The organism is Streptomyces sp. NPDC054813 (assembly GCF_053611365.1).
The window spans coordinates 48,849-65,409 of the sequence record NZ_JBSHAF010000003.1 but is presented as its reverse complement, the minus strand read 5'-3'; the positions used below and the strand labels follow the sequence as shown (position 1 = coordinate 65,409).

Below are 16,561 nucleotides of genomic sequence, written 5' to 3'. Positions count from 1 at the left end.
CATGCCTCCCCGTGACACCACACCTACGGTGACAGGCGGCACCTTCCAGACGGCCGACCTGCCGGGCGCACCTGACGCGCCCGGCCGGTCCGGCCCAGCCGCGGCGCCCCGCACCAGGCCCGCCCCACGTGTGGGGCGCCGCGCCGAAGGAACCTGGGGCTGGCTGTTCGTCAGCCCCATGGCGATCGTCCTGGGCCTCTTCCTGGTCCTGCCGATCCTGATGGCCCTGTGGGTCAGCCTGCTGCACTGGGACGGCCAGTCCAACCCGTTCAGCGGGCAGGCCGAGTTCGTCGGCCTCGACAACTACCGGGCCCTGCTCACCCAGAACGGCCTCGACCGCACCCTGTTCGCCACCGCCCTGCGCAACAACTTCTACTACGTGCTGCTGACCGTGCCGCTCCAGACCGTCCTGGCGCTGGGCCTGGCGCTGATCGTCAACCAGCGGATGCTGCGCGGCCGTAGCGCCCTGCGCACCGTGTTCTTCTTCCCCTCGGTGACCAGCTCGATCGCGGTCTCCACGGTCTTCCTCTTCCTGTTCCAGGGCAGCGGCGCGGTCAACACCCTGCTGTCCTGGCTCGGGTTGAAGGGCCCGAACTGGTTCAACGACCCGCGCGGGGTCCTCTCCCTCCTGCTCGGCGCCCTCGGGCTCGCCGACCCCGACAAGCCCTCAGGTGCCCTGGCCCAGCACTCCTTCATGGGACTGTCCTGGTTCGACTGGCTGTCCGGACCGTCCGTCGCGATGTGCACGATCATCCTGCTCGCGGTGTGGACGACCTCCGGCACCTTCATGCTGATCTTCCTCGCGGCGCTCCAGAACATCCCCCGGGAACTGGAGGAGTCAGCCGCCATCGAGGGCGTCAACCGCTTCCAGATGCTGCGCCACGTGACGCTGCCCGCCCTGCGGCCCGTCCTCTTCCTCGTCCTCACCCTCGGCCTGATCTCCACCTGGCAGGTCTTCGACCAGGTGTACGTCATGAGCCAGGGCGCCCCCGGCAACACCACCCTCACCCCGGCCTTCCTGTCGTACTCGACCGCCTTCGACGACGCCAACTACGGGCAGGGCGCGGCCATCGCGTTCCTCCTGCTCGCCCTGATCCTGACCATGACCGCCCTGCAACGCCTCGCGCTCCGCGAGCGCGGCGCCCGCCGCCCCCGGAGGAAGCGATGACCGCCAAGTCCACGCCGGTCCGGACGAAGGTCAAGTCCGTGCCGGTCCCGGCGAAGGCCCGGTCACGAGGGCTTCCCGTGCTCGGCCGCTTCCCGCTGGCGCTACGGGTCCTCGGATACACGGCCGTGGTAGCGGTCGGTCTGCTGTACCTCATGCCGTTCGTGATCCAGCTCGTCACCGGATTCAAGACGGACCCGGACGCGGCGGCCCATCCCCTCGGCCTGCTCCCCACCACCCCGACAACCGCCGCCTACCAGCGCCTGTTCGGACTCAGCAAGGCCGGCGAGGGCGTGCCGTTCCTGCGCTGGCTGGGCAACTCGACGTTCATCGCGGTAGTGGTCACCGCCGGACGGGTCCTGTTCGACTCGATGGCCGGCTACGCGCTGGCCCGGCTTCAATTCCGGGGCCGCGCCGTGCTGTTCGGCTTCGTCCTCGCCGTCATGGCGGTGCCCGGCGTGGCCCTGCTGATCCCGAGGTTCCTGGTCCTCAACACGCTCGGGCTCTTCGACACCTACACCGGCATGATCCTGCCGCTGATGGTGGACGCGGCCGGCATCTTCATCATGAAGCAGTTCTTCGAGTCGATCCCCCGCGAAGTGGAGGAAGCCGCACGCGTCGACGGCGCCGGAATCTTCCGCATCTTCTGGTCGATCGTCCTGCCCATGGCCCGCCCCGCCCTGCTCACCCTCACGATCCTGTCCTTCCAGGGCTCGTGGAACGAGTTCACCCACTTCCTCGTGGCCACCCAGTCCAGCCAGTACGAGACCCTCACCACCGGCCTCGCCCGTCTGGTCTCCGGCGGCCTGGGCGGCGGCACCCAGTACCCCCTGAAGCTGGCGGCGGCCCTGCTGTCCACCCTCCCCGTCGCGGCCCTGTTCTTCTGCTTCCAGCGCTACTTCGTGCAGGACGCGAACGCCGGAGCGATCAAGGAGTAGCGGGCGAGGTCCCTCGGGGACCGCACGCTCACCTGGCCGGACGCTCCCGAAGAAGTCCTTGCCTTCCACCGCGCCCCCGGCTTCACCTGCGTGGCCGGTTCTGTCAGCGACCTCGTGACGAGAACGTCATCCGCAAGCTCGGCATGGTGCCGGAGCGGGAGACGGCGCGCCCGGTGCACGGCTGTCCGCTGCGCGTTCACACCATCGATCTCACCGAGTTCCAGGCGTGAGCCGGCCGAAGCGGGACCTCCGGCCGATGGCCGGCGACGGTCCGTGCGTGCGTCCGGAAGCTGCGCGCTGGTTCAGCGGATACGGGCCACGCCCGCGTAGATGCCACTGCCCTCCGGTGCCTGGGCCGGGACGGTGGGGAACCACTCCGTCGCCGTCACCAGGCCGGGGGAGACGAGATCCATGCCGTCGAAGAACCGCTCCACCTCCGGACGGGTACGGAAGGCGAGCTGGATGCCGCCCTTGGCGTACTCGGCGACGACCTGTTCGACGAGGTCCGGGAACAGGTCGGACGCGGCGTGCGACAGGATCAGATGGCTGCCCGACGGCAGCGTCTCGACCAGGGCACGGACTATGCCGTGGGCGCCCTGCTCGTCGCTGATGAAGTGCATCAGGGCGATGAGCGACAGCGCGACCGGGCGGTCGAAATCCAGGATGTGCCGGGCGTGCCGGACGATCGCCTCCGGGTCGCGCACATCCGCCTGGATGTAGTCGGTCGCCCCCTCGGGGCGGCTGATCAGCAGCGCCTCCGCGTGCCGCAGGACGATCGGGTCGTTGTCGGTGTAGACGACCTTGGCCGAGGGCACGACGTTCTGCACGATCTGGTGGAGATTCGGCTCGGTGGGGATTCCGGTGCCTATGTCCAGGAACTGATCGACGCCCTGTGTGGCGAGCCACGCGGCGGCCCGGTGCATGAACTGACGGTTCTGCCGGGCGGCGTCCCTCGCCTCGGGCGGCAGCTTCTCACCGACCGCCTCGTCGACCGGGTAGTTGTCCTTGCCGCCGAGCAGCCAGTCATAGACCCGCGCAGGGTGTGCCCTGCTGGTGTCGATCGACGGAAACGGCTGAGGGTCGGTCGTCATGGCAACTCCATCGCGCCGGTGAGAAGTACAGAGCGAGTTCGCGGTGATCGTACTCGGGCTCCTCATCTGCCTTGCGCAGGGGCCGACTTGGGAAGCGCAGGGCGTGCACACGTCTCGGCCCTCAGACCCAGCTGTCGAGCCACATCCTGGCCTGCCAGCCGGAGTACGGGATGGTCTGGCCGGTGTAGATCGGGAAGAAGTAGACGAAGTTCCAGGCGATGAGCAGGACCAGCACGCCCGCGGCCACCGCGCCCGTCCACCGCCGCCGTTCCGTCGCGCCCGGCGGTCCCAGCATGGCTCCGATCATCATCGTCACGGCCAGGCACAGGTAGGGCACGAAGACGACCGCGTAGAAGGAGAAGACCGTACGGTCCTGGTAAAGGAACCACGGCAGATAGCCGCCGCCGACCGCGCACAGGACGGCGCCGGCCCGCCAGTCGCGGCGCAGCGCCCAGCGGTAGAGCAGATAGACCAGGGCGCAGCACGCGGCCCACCACAGGACCGGGGTGCCCAGGGCGAGCACCGTCCGGGTGCAGGCGGACGCCGTGTGGCAGCCGTCCTCGCCGGGTTCCGGCGAGTCGTAGGAGAACAGCACGGGACGGCCGAGGACCAGCCAACTCCATGGATTCGACTGGTACTTGTGGGGCGTGTGCAGCCCTACGTTGAACTGGTACACCAGGTACTCGTAGTGCCACAGGCTGCGCAGCGGGGCCGGGATCCACGACCAGGTACCGCCGCGGCCGTCCGCCCAGTGGCGCCCCCAGCCGTCGTCGGACAGGAACCAGCCGGTCCAGGTCGCCAGGTAGGTCACGACGGCGACCGGCGCGAGGGAGAGCAGCGAGGGGCCGAGGTCCCTGCGCAGCACCGCCCGGTACGGGTGGCGGGCCCCGGCCACCCGGCGCGCGCCGACGTCCCACAACACGGTCAGAACCATGAAGAAGGCCAGGAAGTACAGGCCGTTCCATTTGGTGGAGGCGGCCAGGCCCAGGAAGAGACCGGCCGCGAGCCGCCAGGGCCGCCATCCCGTTCCCGCACGGTCACCGGTGTCGCCGTCGGGCCGTACCCGGCCGTCCGCGCCGGCCGGCAGCGCCGCCGCGAGCCGGGCCCGCGCCCGGTCCCGGTCGACCAGCAGGCAGCCGAACGCCGCCAGGGCGAAGACCATCACGACGAGGTCCAGCAGCGCGGTACGGCTCATCACGACATGCAGGCCGTCCACCGCCAGCAGCGCGCCGGCCAGGCAGCCCAGGAAGGTGGACCGGAACAGACGGCGCCCGATCCGGCACAGCATCAGGACCGACAGGGTGCCCAGGAGCGCCGTCATGAAGCGCCAGCCGAACGGGGTGAGGCCGAACAGCCCCTCGCCCAGGGCGATCACCCACTTGCCGGTCGGCGGGTGTGCGACGAAGGAGCCCGCGTCGGAGAGCGGGATCACCTGCGGGTGGGCGAGGATCTGCGGGTCGGCGATCTTGCGGTCCGGCCAGGTGCCCTCGTAGCCGAGGTGCAGCAGGGACCAGGCGTCCTTGGCGTAGTAGGTCTCGTCGAAGACGATCTCCCGCGGCCGGCCGAGCCGCCAGAACCGGATCGCCCCCGCCAGTACGGCGACCAGCACCGGCCCCAGCCACTCCATCGCCCTCGCGACGCGCACCGCCGCCGCGGGCGCGAGCCCGACAAGCACCCCCAGGCGGGGGGACGGTTCCGGAAACGGCGGGACAAGTCGCTCGCGGACATCGACGGGGGGACGCCCGGGAGCCCACCCCGCGATCCGGCGAGCCCGGAGGCGTTCCATCGCGTCCATTTCATCGAGCAACTGAGCCACGTCAGTTGGACGCGTTTTCCCCCACCGGGGTTGCAGTTCCGAGCACCTCTGATGTCACTCCTGCATCACAGTCACGCGCATCACAGTCACTGCTCGCCGGGTTCGCCGTGCTGGCGGCGGATTCTGGCGGCCACCTCGTTCTTCTCCGTCTCCCACCAGGGACGGACCCGTTCGGCGGACGCGGCGGGCTGGGCGGATGCGGCGGCCCGAGCGGACGGGGTGGGTGCGGGGACCGCGGCGGCGGCCTGCTGCTGGTCCAGGTGGCGGTCCAGGGCCGCCGTCTGGGCCCGTTCCGCCCGCGCCCACTGGAACAGGATCGTCAGCAGGAACGGCAACGCGACCAGCTCGGCGATGCTCAGCATCGCGCCGCCGCCGATCTGCTGGTCCTGCCGGACGTCCGGGGACCAGGACGGGTGGTGGTGCAGATACCAGGCACCGGCGATCAGCGTGCCGTGCGTCATGACGACCACGCCCGGGATCGCGTCGATCACGCCGTCCAGGAAGACCAGGCCCGCCCGGACCGGGTGGGTGCACCAGGCGGGGAGGGTCTCCTCCCGGGTCAGCACCGGTACGACGAACAGACAGCCCGCCGCCAGCAGGTGCAGGTACATCAGCTCGTGCAGCCAGCCCACCCGCAGCGCGGTACCGAAGTACGGGGTGAAGTAGATGGTCAGCTCGGTGGCGAGCACCAGCGCCGTGCTGACCAGGGGGAAGGTCAGGAGGCGGAGCACCCGGCCGGTCATCGTGCGGCGGAGCCGTGCCGCCGCGGACTCCGGGAGCGCCTGCACCGCGAGACGGAGCGGGTCGCCCAGTGCCAGGCCCAGCGGCGCGACGAGGTCGAGCAGGATGTTCTGGACGGCGGCCGGCCAGAACAGCGCATGGTCGTAGACGGCGAGGGCCGACATCGTCGCCACCACCAGCGCGCCCAGGCCCAGGACCGTGAAGGCGGCGGTGCGGGCCGGTGACCAGGGCTCGCCCTTGGCGCGTACCCGCAGCACGCCCCACCCGTACAGCCCGCCCAGCACCACGACCAGCAGCAGCGCCGGTACGTCCAGCTGCCACGACGTCAGCAGCCGGCCCGCGGTCAGCTCGGCCATCCCGCTCACCCTCCTCGGGTCTTTGGGTCGATCGGTCCCATGGCCCTGCGGCCCTGCGGCCCTGCGGCCCTGCGGCCCTACGGTCCGGGACGAAACGGGTCAGGTCAGACCCACTGCGCGACGCTATACCCGGCCGGCCCGGTCCTCGCATCCGGGTTGCGTGTGACACGCCTGGCGTGCCGCCCCGCGTCACAGTTCTGTGCCGGGCCGAGGTGATCCTTGTTCACTTTCGCCGGACCGTGCCTAGGGTGATCACCGCGGTTACGGATCTTGACCGGTTCCGGCTCCGCGGGGACTGGTTTTACGCACTGGGGGGCGTTTTCATCATGGGGGAACGATCTGTCATGCCTCGGCGTGCGCCGGCGCGGCCCGTCGCCGCGGTTCTGGCCGCCGTCGGGATCGTCGCCGGGGTGCTGGTCGGCAGACCGGGGCTGGAGTCGGTGGCCGGGTGCGGGACGTCGGGGGACCTCTATCCGTCGCAGACCGCGCGGGACTGGGTGTCGTACGCCGATCATGTCGTCGTCGCCAGCCCGACCCGGGAACAGGAGACCAACCGGCGGAGCTACAGCAAGGGGGCGATCGCGTACGCGATGGACCGGCTGGTGAGCTTCCGGACCGAGAGCCGCCTGTGGTCCCGCAGCTCACCCCGGCACGCCGTCGGGTCGGACTTCGACATGGTCGCGCCGGGCTGGGAGGTCTACCGGTCCAGCGGCACCCGGGTGGCGCAGATGGCCACCGACGCGCCACGGCTCCAGGTCGGCCACACCTATCTGCTCGCCCTGCGCTGGCGCGAGGGCGGCTGGGTGGTCCTCGGCGAGGGCGGGGCCGTGCCCTTCGACGACCACACCGGCGACCAGGGCGAGTGGTGCGGACGGGTACTGAGCAAGGAGGACGTCGCCGAGGGCGAGCGGTTCTCCCGGCACGACGACCACAGCCTGGAGAAGGCGGTGCTCGGCCGGAACGAGGACGCCGTCAAACGCACCCTGGACAACGCCGCCCACCACTGAGCCGACCCGCGCCCGGACTCCCCCGCCGGCGTGCGACCCAACTCCCCTCCCCGGCAGGCGACTCAACCTGTCCGTCACCCAGCCACAGCCCCGACGCCCGCTCCCTGGCCGCACTCGTCCCGGCCGTAAGCCCCGCGCGCCCGCTCACCGGCACCTTCGCCCTCCACCCGCCCCCGCCTTCACACCCGCGCACCGCCCCGCCGGCCTCGCCCCGCCCGACCCTCCAGTACACAGGCGCCCACATATCCCCCACTGAAATGGCATGAACAGTTCACCTGTCCTCCACATTCGACGCGCTGGTGCGCAAGGAACCGGCCATTGACTCTCACCGCGCGGCACCCCGATCGGGGCCGTGTGGGGAGAATCTTCGTATAGGGGGGGCACAGTGGTGTCCGCACTTGAGGGTTCCGCAGGGGCGGAATCCGAAAGACCCGTGCCCAGACGGCTGTCCGCCGCCCGGGGGCTCGGGGACCGGATGTTCCGGTACCAGTTGACGGCCACGGGTGGCATCGTCCTCGCCATCATGGCCGCCGTAGGGCTGTTCCTGCTGCTCCGGGCCGGGCAGGCGCTGCGGGCCAGAGGCGTCTGGGCCTTTCTCACGACCGCCGAATGGCAGCCGGACGTGCACAGGTTCGGCATCGCGGCCGTGCTCACCGGCACGCTGCTCATCGCCGCCGTCGCCGTCACCATCAGCGTGCCGCTGGCCATCGGCACCGCCCTGTTCATCTCAGACGTGGCGCCCCGGCCCCTGCGCCGCACGCTCGTCACGATGGTGGACCTGATGGCCGCCGTGCCGTCCGTGGTCTACGGCCTGTGGGGGCTGTTCTTCCTCCAGCAGCACGTGATCGGGCTCTCCCGCTGGCTGTCGGACTGGTTCGGCTGGATCCCGTTCCTGCACGTCGACGGCACCCAGCCCGGCGAACCCCTGGCCTCCCAGAGCGTCTACACCGCCTCCACCTTCGTCGCCGGGATCGTCGTCGCCCTGATGGTGGCGCCGATCCAGTGCTCGGTGATGCGCGAGGTGTTCGCCCAGGCACCGGCCGGTGAACGCGAGGGCGCCTACGCGCTCGGCGCCACCCGCTGGGGCATGATCCGCGCGGTCGTACTGCCGTACGGCATGGGCGGGATCATCGGCGGCACCATGCTGGGCCTGGGCCGGGCGCTCGGCGAGACCATCGCGGTCTACCTGATCATCTCCCCGGTCTTCGTGATCCAGCCGCACATCCTGCAGACCGGTTCGAACTCGGTCTCCTCCCTCATCGCCCTGCACTACGGCGATGCCTCCACCTTCGGCATGTCGGCGCTGATGGCCGCGGGCCTGGCGCTGTTCCTGCTCACCCTGGCGGTCAACTTCACCGCCTCCTCGATCGTGGCGCGGTCACGGTCCGGCGCGCAGAGCGAGGCGTGACGATGACCGTCGTAGACCTTGAGAAGAACGTTCCGCAGGACGCCACCCGGGACGTGCCCGCGGACGGCACCCCGAACGACACCGTCGCCGAACTTCCCGACGTACCGCGCCGGATCGGCGGGCTCACCCGCTCCGGCGTGCTGTCACTGTTCGGCGCCGCCGCCTCCGGGCTGTGCACCGCCGTCCTGCTCTTCGGTGAACTCGCACCGTTCTCCGGGGCATTGGGGTTCTTCGTCACCGCATACCTTTCATTCGTAGGTATCTACGCGGTGTTGACAGGCCTCGAGGAGGACGGCCAGGCGGTACGGGACCGGGTGATGACCGTCGTCCTGTGGACCTCGGGCGGGCTGATGTTCCTCGCGCTCGCGATGGTCGTCGGCTTCACCGCGTGGCGCGGCCGGGAGGCCCTGCCGCACGGCAACTTCTTCACCCAGGACATGCAGGCGGCGGGCCCGCTCGACCCGCTGACCCACGGCGGCATCGCGCACGCCATGCTCGGCACGCTCATCATGATCACCATCGCGCTGGCGATCACGGTTCCGCTGGGGCTGGCCTGCGCGGTGTACCTCAACCAGATCCGCGGCCGCTTCTCGCGGTTCGTCCGTACGATCGTCGAGGCGATGACGGCGCTGCCGTCGATCGTGGCCGGTCTGATGGTGTACGCGGTCTGGATCCTCGGCCTCGGCATGCAGAAGTCGGGTCTGGCGGCGGGCTTCGCGATCAGCGTGATGATGCTGCCGATCGTGATCCGCGCGGCGGACGTGGTGCTGCGCCTGGTGCCGGGCAACCTGACGGAGGCCTCGGAGGCCCTCGGCGCCCCGCGCTGGCGGACGGTGTGGCACGTGGTCCTGCCGACGGCTCGTTCCGGTCTCGCCACCGCCGTCATCCTCGGCACGGCCCGTGGCATCGGCGAGACCTCCCCGGTCCTGCTCACGGCGGGCTTCACGGCGGCGCTCAACGCCGACCCGACGAGCGGCCCGATGGTCTCCCTCCCCCTCGCCGTCTTCAACTTCGTCAAGTCCCCGGAGCCGACGATGATCGCCCGCGGTTTCGGCTCGGCGGCGGTCCTGATGGCCCTGGTCCTGGTCCTCTTCGCGATCGCCCGGGTGATCGGTGGCCGCGGCCCCGGCCACCAGAACAAGCGCCAGGCGAGAAGAGCGGCGAGGGCGTCCCGCCGGGATGCCACGAGGTTCGCAGAACTCCACACGCCGGGACTGGAGTTGTTCGCACCCGGGGACCGTGACGACTCCGGCGAGAGCAACGAACCCAGGGGCGCGGGGCCGCATCAACCAGCGGCTCCGCCGCGGAGCGCGACCAGCCCCGACGCACCCGCAGCCGACGACGGCGAGCAAGCCCCGGAAGACCACACACCCGCACCCGCCAACGGCGAAGGCACCCCGCAGGGGCCCGCACCCGCCGACGAAACCCGCACGGGTGGTTCGGGTGGCAACGCAGACCCCGCTACAGGAGACAGTCACTGATGTCCAGCCAAGTCATCAACGCCCTCCGACGGCTGGGCATCCTGGCCGCACTGCTCGGCATCATCGGCACCCTCGCCGGTACGCCGGCCTCCGCCGACAGCTACACCCCCATCGCCGGCGCCGGCTCCACCTGGGCCGAGAACGCCGTCGACGAATGGCGTCGCGCCGTCAACCAGTACGGCATGCGGATCAGCTACGCCGGCACCGGTTCGTCGGACGGCCGCCGCCAGTTCCTCTCCGGCACCGTCGACTTCGCCGTCTCCGACATCCCCTTCCAGACGAACCCCACCGACGGCAGCGCGGCCGAACGCCCGGCCTCCGGGTCGTACGCCTACATGCCGATCGTGGCCGGCGGCACCGTCTTCATGTACCACCTCACCGTCAACGGCAAGCGGGTCACCAACCTGCGGCTCTCCGGAGACGTGGTCACCAAGATCTTCACCGGGGTCATCAAGACCTGGGACGACCCGGTGATCAAGGCCGACAACCCCGGCCTCCAGCTGCCGCACCGCACCATCGTCCCGGTGGTCCGCTCCGACGGCTCCGGCTCCACCGCCCAGTTCACGATGTGGATGGCGAACCAGCACAAGGCGCTGTGGAACGCGTACTGCGCGAAGGTCGGCCGGTCCGGGTCCTGCGGCCAGACCTCGTACTACCCCACCGTCTCCGGGATGATCGCCCAGTCCGGTGATCTCGGTGTCGCCGGTTACGTCGCCCAGAACTACGGCGAGGGCGCGATCGGGTACGTCAACTACTCGTACGCCATCAACGCGCGGTATCCCGTGGCGAAGGTCCTGAACCACGCGGGCTACTACACCGAGCCGACCCCGTCGAACGTGGCGGTCTCGCTCCTCAAAGCGAAGATCAACACGAACAAGAACTCGGCGGACTACCTCACCCAGCAGCTCAACGGCGTCTACAACGACACCGACAAGCGCAACTACCCGCTGTCCAGCTACTCGTACATGATCCTGCCACTTAAGGTGCAGGGCACCTTCACCGAGGAAAAGGGCAAGACGCTCGGCGCCTTCTCCTACTACTTCATGTGCCAGGGACAGCAACAGGCCCCAAAACTCGGCTACTCGCCGCTGCCGATCAACCTCGTCCAGGCCGGCTTCGACCAGATCCGCCGGATCCCGGGCGTGAAGACGCAGAACATCAACATCAAGAACTGCAACAACCCGACCTTCACGGCCAGCGGCCAGAACCGGCTCGCCCAGACCGCGCCCTACCCCGCGGCCTGTGACAAGAAGGGCGCCGCGCCCTGCACCACGGGCACCGGCGGCACCAAGGCCGGCACCGGCAACAACGGCGGCGGGACCTCGGGCGGCAGCGGCGGCAGCGGCTCCGGCGGCGCGACCGGCACCGGCGCCGACAGCGGCGGCTCCGCAGGGGGCAGCAGCGCCACGCCCTCCGTGGACCCCGACACCGGCCAGACCGTCTCCCCGGACGGCACCGGCTCCGGCGGCACCGCCTCGGCGGGCGGTACGGCCGCCGGCGGCACCGTCGCCCTCGCCCAGCCGGTCGCCGTGGCCACCGCGCACGGCTGGACCGCCACCCAGACGCTGATGCTGCTGGCCGCGGTCCTGGTCTTCGGTCTGCTCCTGCTGCCCTCGCTGGTCTCCCGGCTGGTGGGAAGCAAGAGCAACGGCCGCTCGGACGACGGGAGTACCCGATGAGACGGCGGATCAGAAACGCCCTGGTCCGGCTTCTCGCCGGCGCCACCGTCGGAGCCCTCGCCGGTCTCGCCGTGGCCCAGGCGGCCCCGTCCGCCACCGCGGCGAGCGGCGCCGGATCCGCCGTGACGGTGTCCGGGCGCGGTGAGTTCAAGGACATGAGGTTCACGGTCAGCCAGACCACACATCTCACCAGCCAGGCCATCTCGGTGAGCTGGTCCGGCGGCGCGCCGACGACCTTCGCGGGCTCCCAGTTCGACACCGGTTTCGTCCAGATCATGCAGTGCTGGGGCGACGACGACGGCACGGTCCCGTCCAACCCCGGCCCGTCACGCACCCAGTGCCAGTTCGGCGCCTCCCCCACCACGAACCGCGGCGGCTGGCCGGGCAACGGGCAGGACGACACCCGGCAGATCTTCTACAGCGCCGACCCGACCAATTACGGCCAGGACGACCGGTACGGCGCCACCAACCCGAACGCCCCCGGCGAGGTCCCTTTCAAGTCGGTGGACGGCACCACGATCACCAGAGACACCCAGAACAACCCTCTCTTCAACTACAACACCACCAACGAGGTCGACTTCGCCCGCACCAGCGCCGACGGCAACGGCCAGGAGTACTTCGAGGTCCAGACCGCCAACGAGGCCCCGCATCTCGGCTGCGGCGTACCCGTCACCACCGACGGCGTCACCAGACCTCGCTCCTGCTGGCTGGTGATCGTCCCGCAGGGCAGCCTCGACCTGGACGGCAAGCCGTACGCGGACCAGAGCCACGTCAACGCGGGCTCTCCGGTCTCCTCGACCAACTGGAAGAACCGCGTCGCCGTCAAGCTGGACTTCAACAGCGTGGGCACCAACTGCGCCCTCGGCTCCGACGAACGCCCGACCACGGGCAGTGAGCTGGCCGCCGACGCGATGACCAGCTGGCAGGCCAGGCTGTGCTCGGAGGGCAAGGTCTACAGCTACACCGAGTACGGCGAGCCCAACACCAGGGCCCGGCTCATCTCGGACGGCTCCACCGGCCTCGCCTTCACCACCCGCAAACTCGGTGCCGACCCGGGCACCACCGCACCATCGGGTACGACGACCTACGCACCGATCGCGCTGAGCGGGGCCGTCATCGGGTTCACGATCGAACGCAGACCCAAGTCCACGGCGCCGGACAGCGTCCAGAAACTCGCGGGCACCAAGGTCGAGTCGATCAAGCTCGACCCCCGCCTGCTGGCCAAGCTGCTCACCGAGTCGTACCGCAACTCCACCTGGGGTTCGGTGCTCAACAGCGGGGTGGCCAAGGGGTACGGCTGGGCGAAGAACAACCCGGCCGGACTCGCCTCCGACCCCGAGTTCATCTCCCTGAACCCCGAGTTCGCCAATCTCTCGGTCGCCGAGACGCCGGCCACCGACACCGATCTGATGACCTCGCTGGGCCACACCGACACCGCCCGCGCGCTCTGGCAGTGGATCGTCGCCGACAAGGACGCCCGGCAGTTCCTCGCCGGTGTCCCCGACGACGACGGGATGCGGGTCAACCCGTACTACAGCACCAACGCCGACCTGAACCCCTCCGGCGCCGCCTTCGACCCGTCGAACACCGACGAGTACCCGAAGAACGACCCCTGGTGCACGGTCCCGCCCGGCTCCGGCGCCCCCGACGACGACAAGCAGTGCATGACCGACTTCCACCCCTACGTGGACGACATGCACGCCGGCGCCCTGCACACCCGGCGCGCGGACACGCTCTGGAAGTCCAGCTGGGACCAGCTGGCCAGCCCGCCGGCATACAAGAGCGTCGGCCCGCAGACGGTCGGCTCGCGCTTCGTGATCACGGTGACGGACGTGGCCTCCGCCGCCCGCTACGGGCTGCAGACAGCTGAGCTGGAGAACAGCGCGGGCAAGTTCGTCGCCCCGACCGCTGCGAGCCTGACCGCGGCCGCCGCGACCGCCTCCGGCTCCGGCGTCGCCGAGATCACCCCGGCGACCGCCACGGCGAAGGGTGCCTATCCGCTGGCCCAGCTGGTCTACGCGGCAGTGCGCCCCGGCAAGGTGACCAAGGCCGCCCGCGAGGACTACGCGGCCCTGCTGCGGTACGCGGCGGCCACCGGCCAGACCTCCGGCTCCGACCCGGGCAAGCTGCCCGTCGGCTACGCCCCGCTCTCCCAGAAGCTGCGCGCCCAGACCGTCAAGGCGGCCGACGCACTGCTTCACTACACCGGGCCGAGCCCCGCCGACGACGGCTCGGCCGACGGCGGCGGCACGGACTCCTCCGGTGGCGGCGCGCCCGGCTCCGCCGGGGACACCGGTGGCGCGGGCACCGTCGGCGGCACGGGCACGGGCACCGGAGCCGGCGGCACCGGCGCCAGCGCCTCGCCGAGCGCGTCGGCGTCGTTCGACGGCGGCAAGGCGCTGGAGACGACCGCGGCCGGCAACACCCCGGCCGACCCGGCGAATCCGCTGCGGTACGCGGTGCCGGTCGGGGCCGCGCTCGGGGCCGTGGCCGGAGTGGGCGCGCCCTTTGCCGGCGGCCGCCAGCTGTCGATTGCCTCCGTGACGACAGCAGTACGTCGTCTGCGGGTGCCTCGTGGCTGGTCGCGCCCACGCGGCGGTAGCCGCAAATCCGATACAGCCCCGCGCCCCTGAAGGGGCGCTACCCCCACCGGAGTCAAGCACTCCCCACAGACGGCCGTCCGCCCCGAAAGGCAGTCGGGGCGGACGGTCTGCACCACCCTGCCAGATCCCTCTGCAACACCCCAGCTAGCTCTCGTCAGGAGACTCTCGATGCGCAATCTGCGCTCCTCGGCGGCGCTCGTCGCCGCGGCCGTGGTGGCCGGCGGCCTGGCCCTCGCCACCCCGGCGATCGCCGACCCCACCCCCGCGGGCACCTTCCGCCAGCTGGTCGGCGTGGGCTCGGACACCACCCAGGACGTGGTCAACGCCCTGGCCGGCGACACCGTCAACGGCAACAGCTACGCCGCGACCGCCGTGAAGTCGGCGGACGGCGCCGGTATCGCCTCGTACGACGCGATCGAGCCCGGCACCGGCTCCACCACGTCCACCATCGTCACCCGCTCCGGCGGCACGCCGTTCACCCGCCCGAACGGCTCCGGCAACGGCCAGAAGGCGCTGTCCGCGTCGTTGACCGGCGACAAGTTCCCGGCCGGCACCGGTACCGCCATCAAGGGCCAGGTCGACTTCGCCCGCTCCTCCGGCGGCCCGTCCAGCGCCGGAACCGCGCTCACCTACGTTCCGATGGCCCGGGACGCGGTCGGTGTCGCGGTCAAGGGCTCGGCCCTGGACTCGCTGACCAAGCAGCAGTTGTTCGAGATCTACTCCGGTTCGCTCACCGAGCTGAACGGCCAGACCCTGCACCCGAAGATCCCGCAGGACGGCTCGGGCACCCGCAAGTTCTTCCTCGCGGCGATCGGCATGTCCACCACGCCGCTCGGGGCGAACGTCCAGGTCGTCCAGGAGAACCAGGGCAACGCGGCCCTCACCGAGGACGGCGCGCTCGTCCCGTTCTCCGTGGGCTCCTGGATCGCCCAGAACAACGGCGTCTCCCCCGACTACAGCAAGGCCGCGGCCGCGGCCGGCGGCCACCTGGCCTCCATCACGCTGCCGAACGACACCGGTGCCACCAGCCCGGTCACCACGGTGAACGGCAAGCTGGCCCCGGTCCAGGCCTACTACGAGAACTCGACGTTCGGCCGTGACGTCTACAACGTCGTCCCGAGCCGGGCGATCGACCCGACCAGCGTCTTTTTCGACAAGGACCTGTACGACGTCTTCGTCACCAGCGGCAGCCACATCGCTCAGACTGCGTCGGACAGCGCCGAGAAGGTCATCTCCGCGTTCGGCTTCGTCAACGAGCCGTACAACGGTTCCATCAACCTGCAGGCCAAGCACGCTCTGCAGGGCGGCCTGGAGGGTGCCTCCTCCGCCATCACGGTGCCGGCCGCGCCGGTCCTCAAGACCACCGTGGGCGACGCCAGCCTGAAGCTGTCCTGGACCGCCCCGGCCGCCACCCCGCTGCCGCTGTCCGACTACCGGGTGACGCTGACCGACGCGGACGGCGGGGTCGTCGCCACCAAGGACGTCCCGGCCACCACCAAGACGTACGCCTTCACCGGTCTCGCCAACGGCACCTACACCGCCACGGTCACCGGCTACAACATCGTCGGCGCCGGCGCGGACGCCACGTGGAAGGGTGCCGTCAAGTACGCCAGCACCACCAAGGCCACCACCGCCACCACCGCCTACGGCAAGACCCCGAAGGTCTCCGTGACGGTCACCGGCACGCACGGCGTCAAGCCGACCGGCAAGGTCACCGTCAAGGACGGCACCACGGTCGTCGGCACCGGCACCCTGGACTCGTCCGGCAAGGTCTCCATCGGCCTGTCGAACCACCTCAAGGTCGCCACGCACTCGCTGTCGGTCTCGTACCCGGGCACCTCCAAGCTCAACGCGTCCTCCACGCTCGTCTCGCTGAAGATCACCAAGGCGACGGCGTCGGTCTCCACCTCGCACCCCACCACGGTGAGCCACACCGCCCGGGCCAAGGTCACCGTCAAGGTCACCGCGACCGGCACCACCCCGGGCGGCACCGTCCGCATCTACCAGGGCTCCAAGGTCATCGCGACCGGCACCCTGAGCGGCGGCAAGGTCACCATCACCCTGCCGAAGCTGGCCAAGGGCAAGCACACCCTGCACGCCTTCTACGTCGGTTCCTCGACCGTGAACTCGAAGACCGGCGCCAACTTCAGCATCACCTCCAAGTAACCCTCCGACGGGCCCCGGGGGGGGGCGCCGGCGACCCGGGGGGCGCCGCCCGGCGTGAGACGGTGGGGGGGGCCGGGGGGGGCGGCGGTGGGCGCACCGCGCTCTCTGGG

General features: G+C 70.6%; 11 protein-coding genes and 1 pseudogene. 9 read left to right on the top strand and 3 right to left on the bottom strand.

Annotated elements, in window-relative coordinates; all coding sequences use genetic code 11:
• Window position 1 precedes the first annotated feature (1 nt).
• The 3 genes and pseudogenes from ACWGJB_RS06295 to ACWGJB_RS06285 form a co-directional block, all read left to right on the top strand.
• Window positions 2-1,168, top strand: coding sequence for a carbohydrate ABC transporter permease (locus tag ACWGJB_RS06295; protein WP_453379097.1), 1,167 nt, complete (start codon window positions 2-4; stop codon window positions 1,166-1,168).
• Window positions 1,165-2,103: a carbohydrate ABC transporter permease gene (locus tag ACWGJB_RS06290; RefSeq protein ID WP_453379096.1), complete on the top strand. Its 939-nt coding sequence runs from the start codon at window positions 1,165-1,167 to the stop codon at window positions 2,101-2,103. The genes ACWGJB_RS06295 and ACWGJB_RS06290 overlap by 4 nt, the downstream gene beginning before the upstream one ends.
• Before the next feature lie 119 nt (window positions 2,104-2,222).
• Window positions 2,223-2,333: pseudogene (locus ACWGJB_RS06285) on the top strand (GNAT family N-acetyltransferase); the annotation flags it as partial.
• A gap of 72 nt (window positions 2,334-2,405) precedes the next feature.
• Here ACWGJB_RS06285 and ACWGJB_RS06280 read toward each other — a convergent pair.
• From ACWGJB_RS06280 to ACWGJB_RS06270, 3 genes are all read right to left on the bottom strand, one after another.
• A complete protein-coding gene (locus ACWGJB_RS06280; protein ID WP_453379095.1) occupies window positions 2,406-3,194 on the bottom strand; it encodes an SAM-dependent methyltransferase in 789 nt (262 codons plus the stop codon).
• A gap of 121 nt (window positions 3,195-3,315) precedes the next feature.
• Window positions 3,316-4,980: a dolichyl-phosphate-mannose--protein mannosyltransferase gene (locus ACWGJB_RS06275; RefSeq protein WP_453379094.1), complete on the bottom strand. Its 1,665-nt coding sequence runs from the start codon at window positions 4,978-4,980 to the stop codon at window positions 3,316-3,318.
• A gap of 116 nt (window positions 4,981-5,096) precedes the next feature.
• Window positions 5,097-6,107: a cytochrome c oxidase assembly protein gene (locus tag ACWGJB_RS06270; RefSeq protein WP_453379093.1), complete on the bottom strand. Its 1,011-nt coding sequence runs from the start codon at window positions 6,105-6,107 to the stop codon at window positions 5,097-5,099.
• Window positions 6,108-6,451: 344 nt separating this feature from the next.
• On the opposite strand from ACWGJB_RS06270, the gene ACWGJB_RS06265 reads away from it, so the two are divergent.
• The 6 genes from ACWGJB_RS06265 (at window position 6,452) to ACWGJB_RS06240 (ending at window position 16,451) form a co-directional block, all read left to right on the top strand.
• On the top strand, window positions 6,452-7,114 hold the full coding sequence (locus tag ACWGJB_RS06265; protein WP_453379092.1) for a hypothetical protein: 663 nt from the start codon (window positions 6,452-6,454) through the stop codon (window positions 7,112-7,114).
• Between the two features lie 433 nt (window positions 7,115-7,547).
• The gene (pstC, locus tag ACWGJB_RS06260; RefSeq protein ID WP_453379091.1) at window positions 7,548-8,522 is read left to right on the top strand and encodes a phosphate ABC transporter permease subunit PstC; all 975 of its coding nucleotides are present in this window, start codon (window positions 7,548-7,550) and stop codon (window positions 8,520-8,522) included.
• Window positions 8,523-8,524: 2 nt separating this feature from the next.
• Window positions 8,525-10,003, top strand: coding sequence for a phosphate ABC transporter permease PstA (pstA, locus tag ACWGJB_RS06255; protein WP_453379090.1), 1,479 nt, complete (start codon window positions 8,525-8,527; stop codon window positions 10,001-10,003).
• Complete coding sequence (gene pstS, locus ACWGJB_RS06250; RefSeq protein WP_453379089.1) at window positions 10,003-11,682, top strand: phosphate ABC transporter substrate-binding protein PstS; 1,680 nt, start codon at window positions 10,003-10,005, stop codon at window positions 11,680-11,682. The genes pstA and pstS overlap by 1 nt, the downstream gene beginning before the upstream one ends.
• A complete protein-coding gene (locus ACWGJB_RS06245; RefSeq protein WP_453379088.1) occupies window positions 11,679-14,315 on the top strand; it encodes a hypothetical protein in 2,637 nt (878 codons plus the stop codon). Before pstS ends, ACWGJB_RS06245 begins: the two co-directional genes overlap by 4 nt.
• A 138-nt stretch (window positions 14,316-14,453) precedes the next feature.
• The gene (locus ACWGJB_RS06240; RefSeq protein ID WP_453379087.1) at window positions 14,454-16,451 is read left to right on the top strand and encodes an Ig-like domain repeat protein; all 1,998 of its coding nucleotides are present in this window, start codon (window positions 14,454-14,456) and stop codon (window positions 16,449-16,451) included.
• Window positions 16,452-16,561 lie beyond the last annotated feature (110 nt).

Excerpts from the sequence above, each read along its gene's own strand:
- ACWGJB_RS06295 (WP_453379097.1), top strand. The coding sequence starts at position 2 with ATGCCTCCCCGTGACACCACACCTACGGTGACAGGCGGCACCTTCCAG.
- ACWGJB_RS06290 (WP_453379096.1), top strand. The coding sequence starts at position 1,165 with ATGACCGCCAAGTCCACGCCGGTCCGGACGAAGGTCAAGTCCGTGCCG.
- ACWGJB_RS06280 (WP_453379095.1), bottom strand. The coding sequence starts at position 3,194 with ATGACGACCGACCCTCAGCCGTTTCCGTCGATCGACACCAGCAGGGCA.
- ACWGJB_RS06275 (WP_453379094.1), bottom strand. The coding sequence starts at position 4,980 with ATGGAACGCCTCCGGGCTCGCCGGATCGCGGGGTGGGCTCCCGGGCGT.
- ACWGJB_RS06270 (WP_453379093.1), bottom strand. The coding sequence starts at position 6,107 with ATGGCCGAGCTGACCGCGGGCCGGCTGCTGACGTCGTGGCAGCTGGAC.
- ACWGJB_RS06265 (WP_453379092.1), top strand. The coding sequence starts at position 6,452 with ATGCCTCGGCGTGCGCCGGCGCGGCCCGTCGCCGCGGTTCTGGCCGCC.
- pstA (WP_453379090.1), top strand. The coding sequence starts at position 8,525 with ATGACCGTCGTAGACCTTGAGAAGAACGTTCCGCAGGACGCCACCCGG.
- pstS (WP_453379089.1), top strand. The coding sequence starts at position 10,003 with ATGTCCAGCCAAGTCATCAACGCCCTCCGACGGCTGGGCATCCTGGCC.
- ACWGJB_RS06245 (WP_453379088.1), top strand. The coding sequence starts at position 11,679 with ATGAGACGGCGGATCAGAAACGCCCTGGTCCGGCTTCTCGCCGGCGCC.
- ACWGJB_RS06240 (WP_453379087.1), top strand. The coding sequence starts at position 14,454 with ATGCGCAATCTGCGCTCCTCGGCGGCGCTCGTCGCCGCGGCCGTGGTG.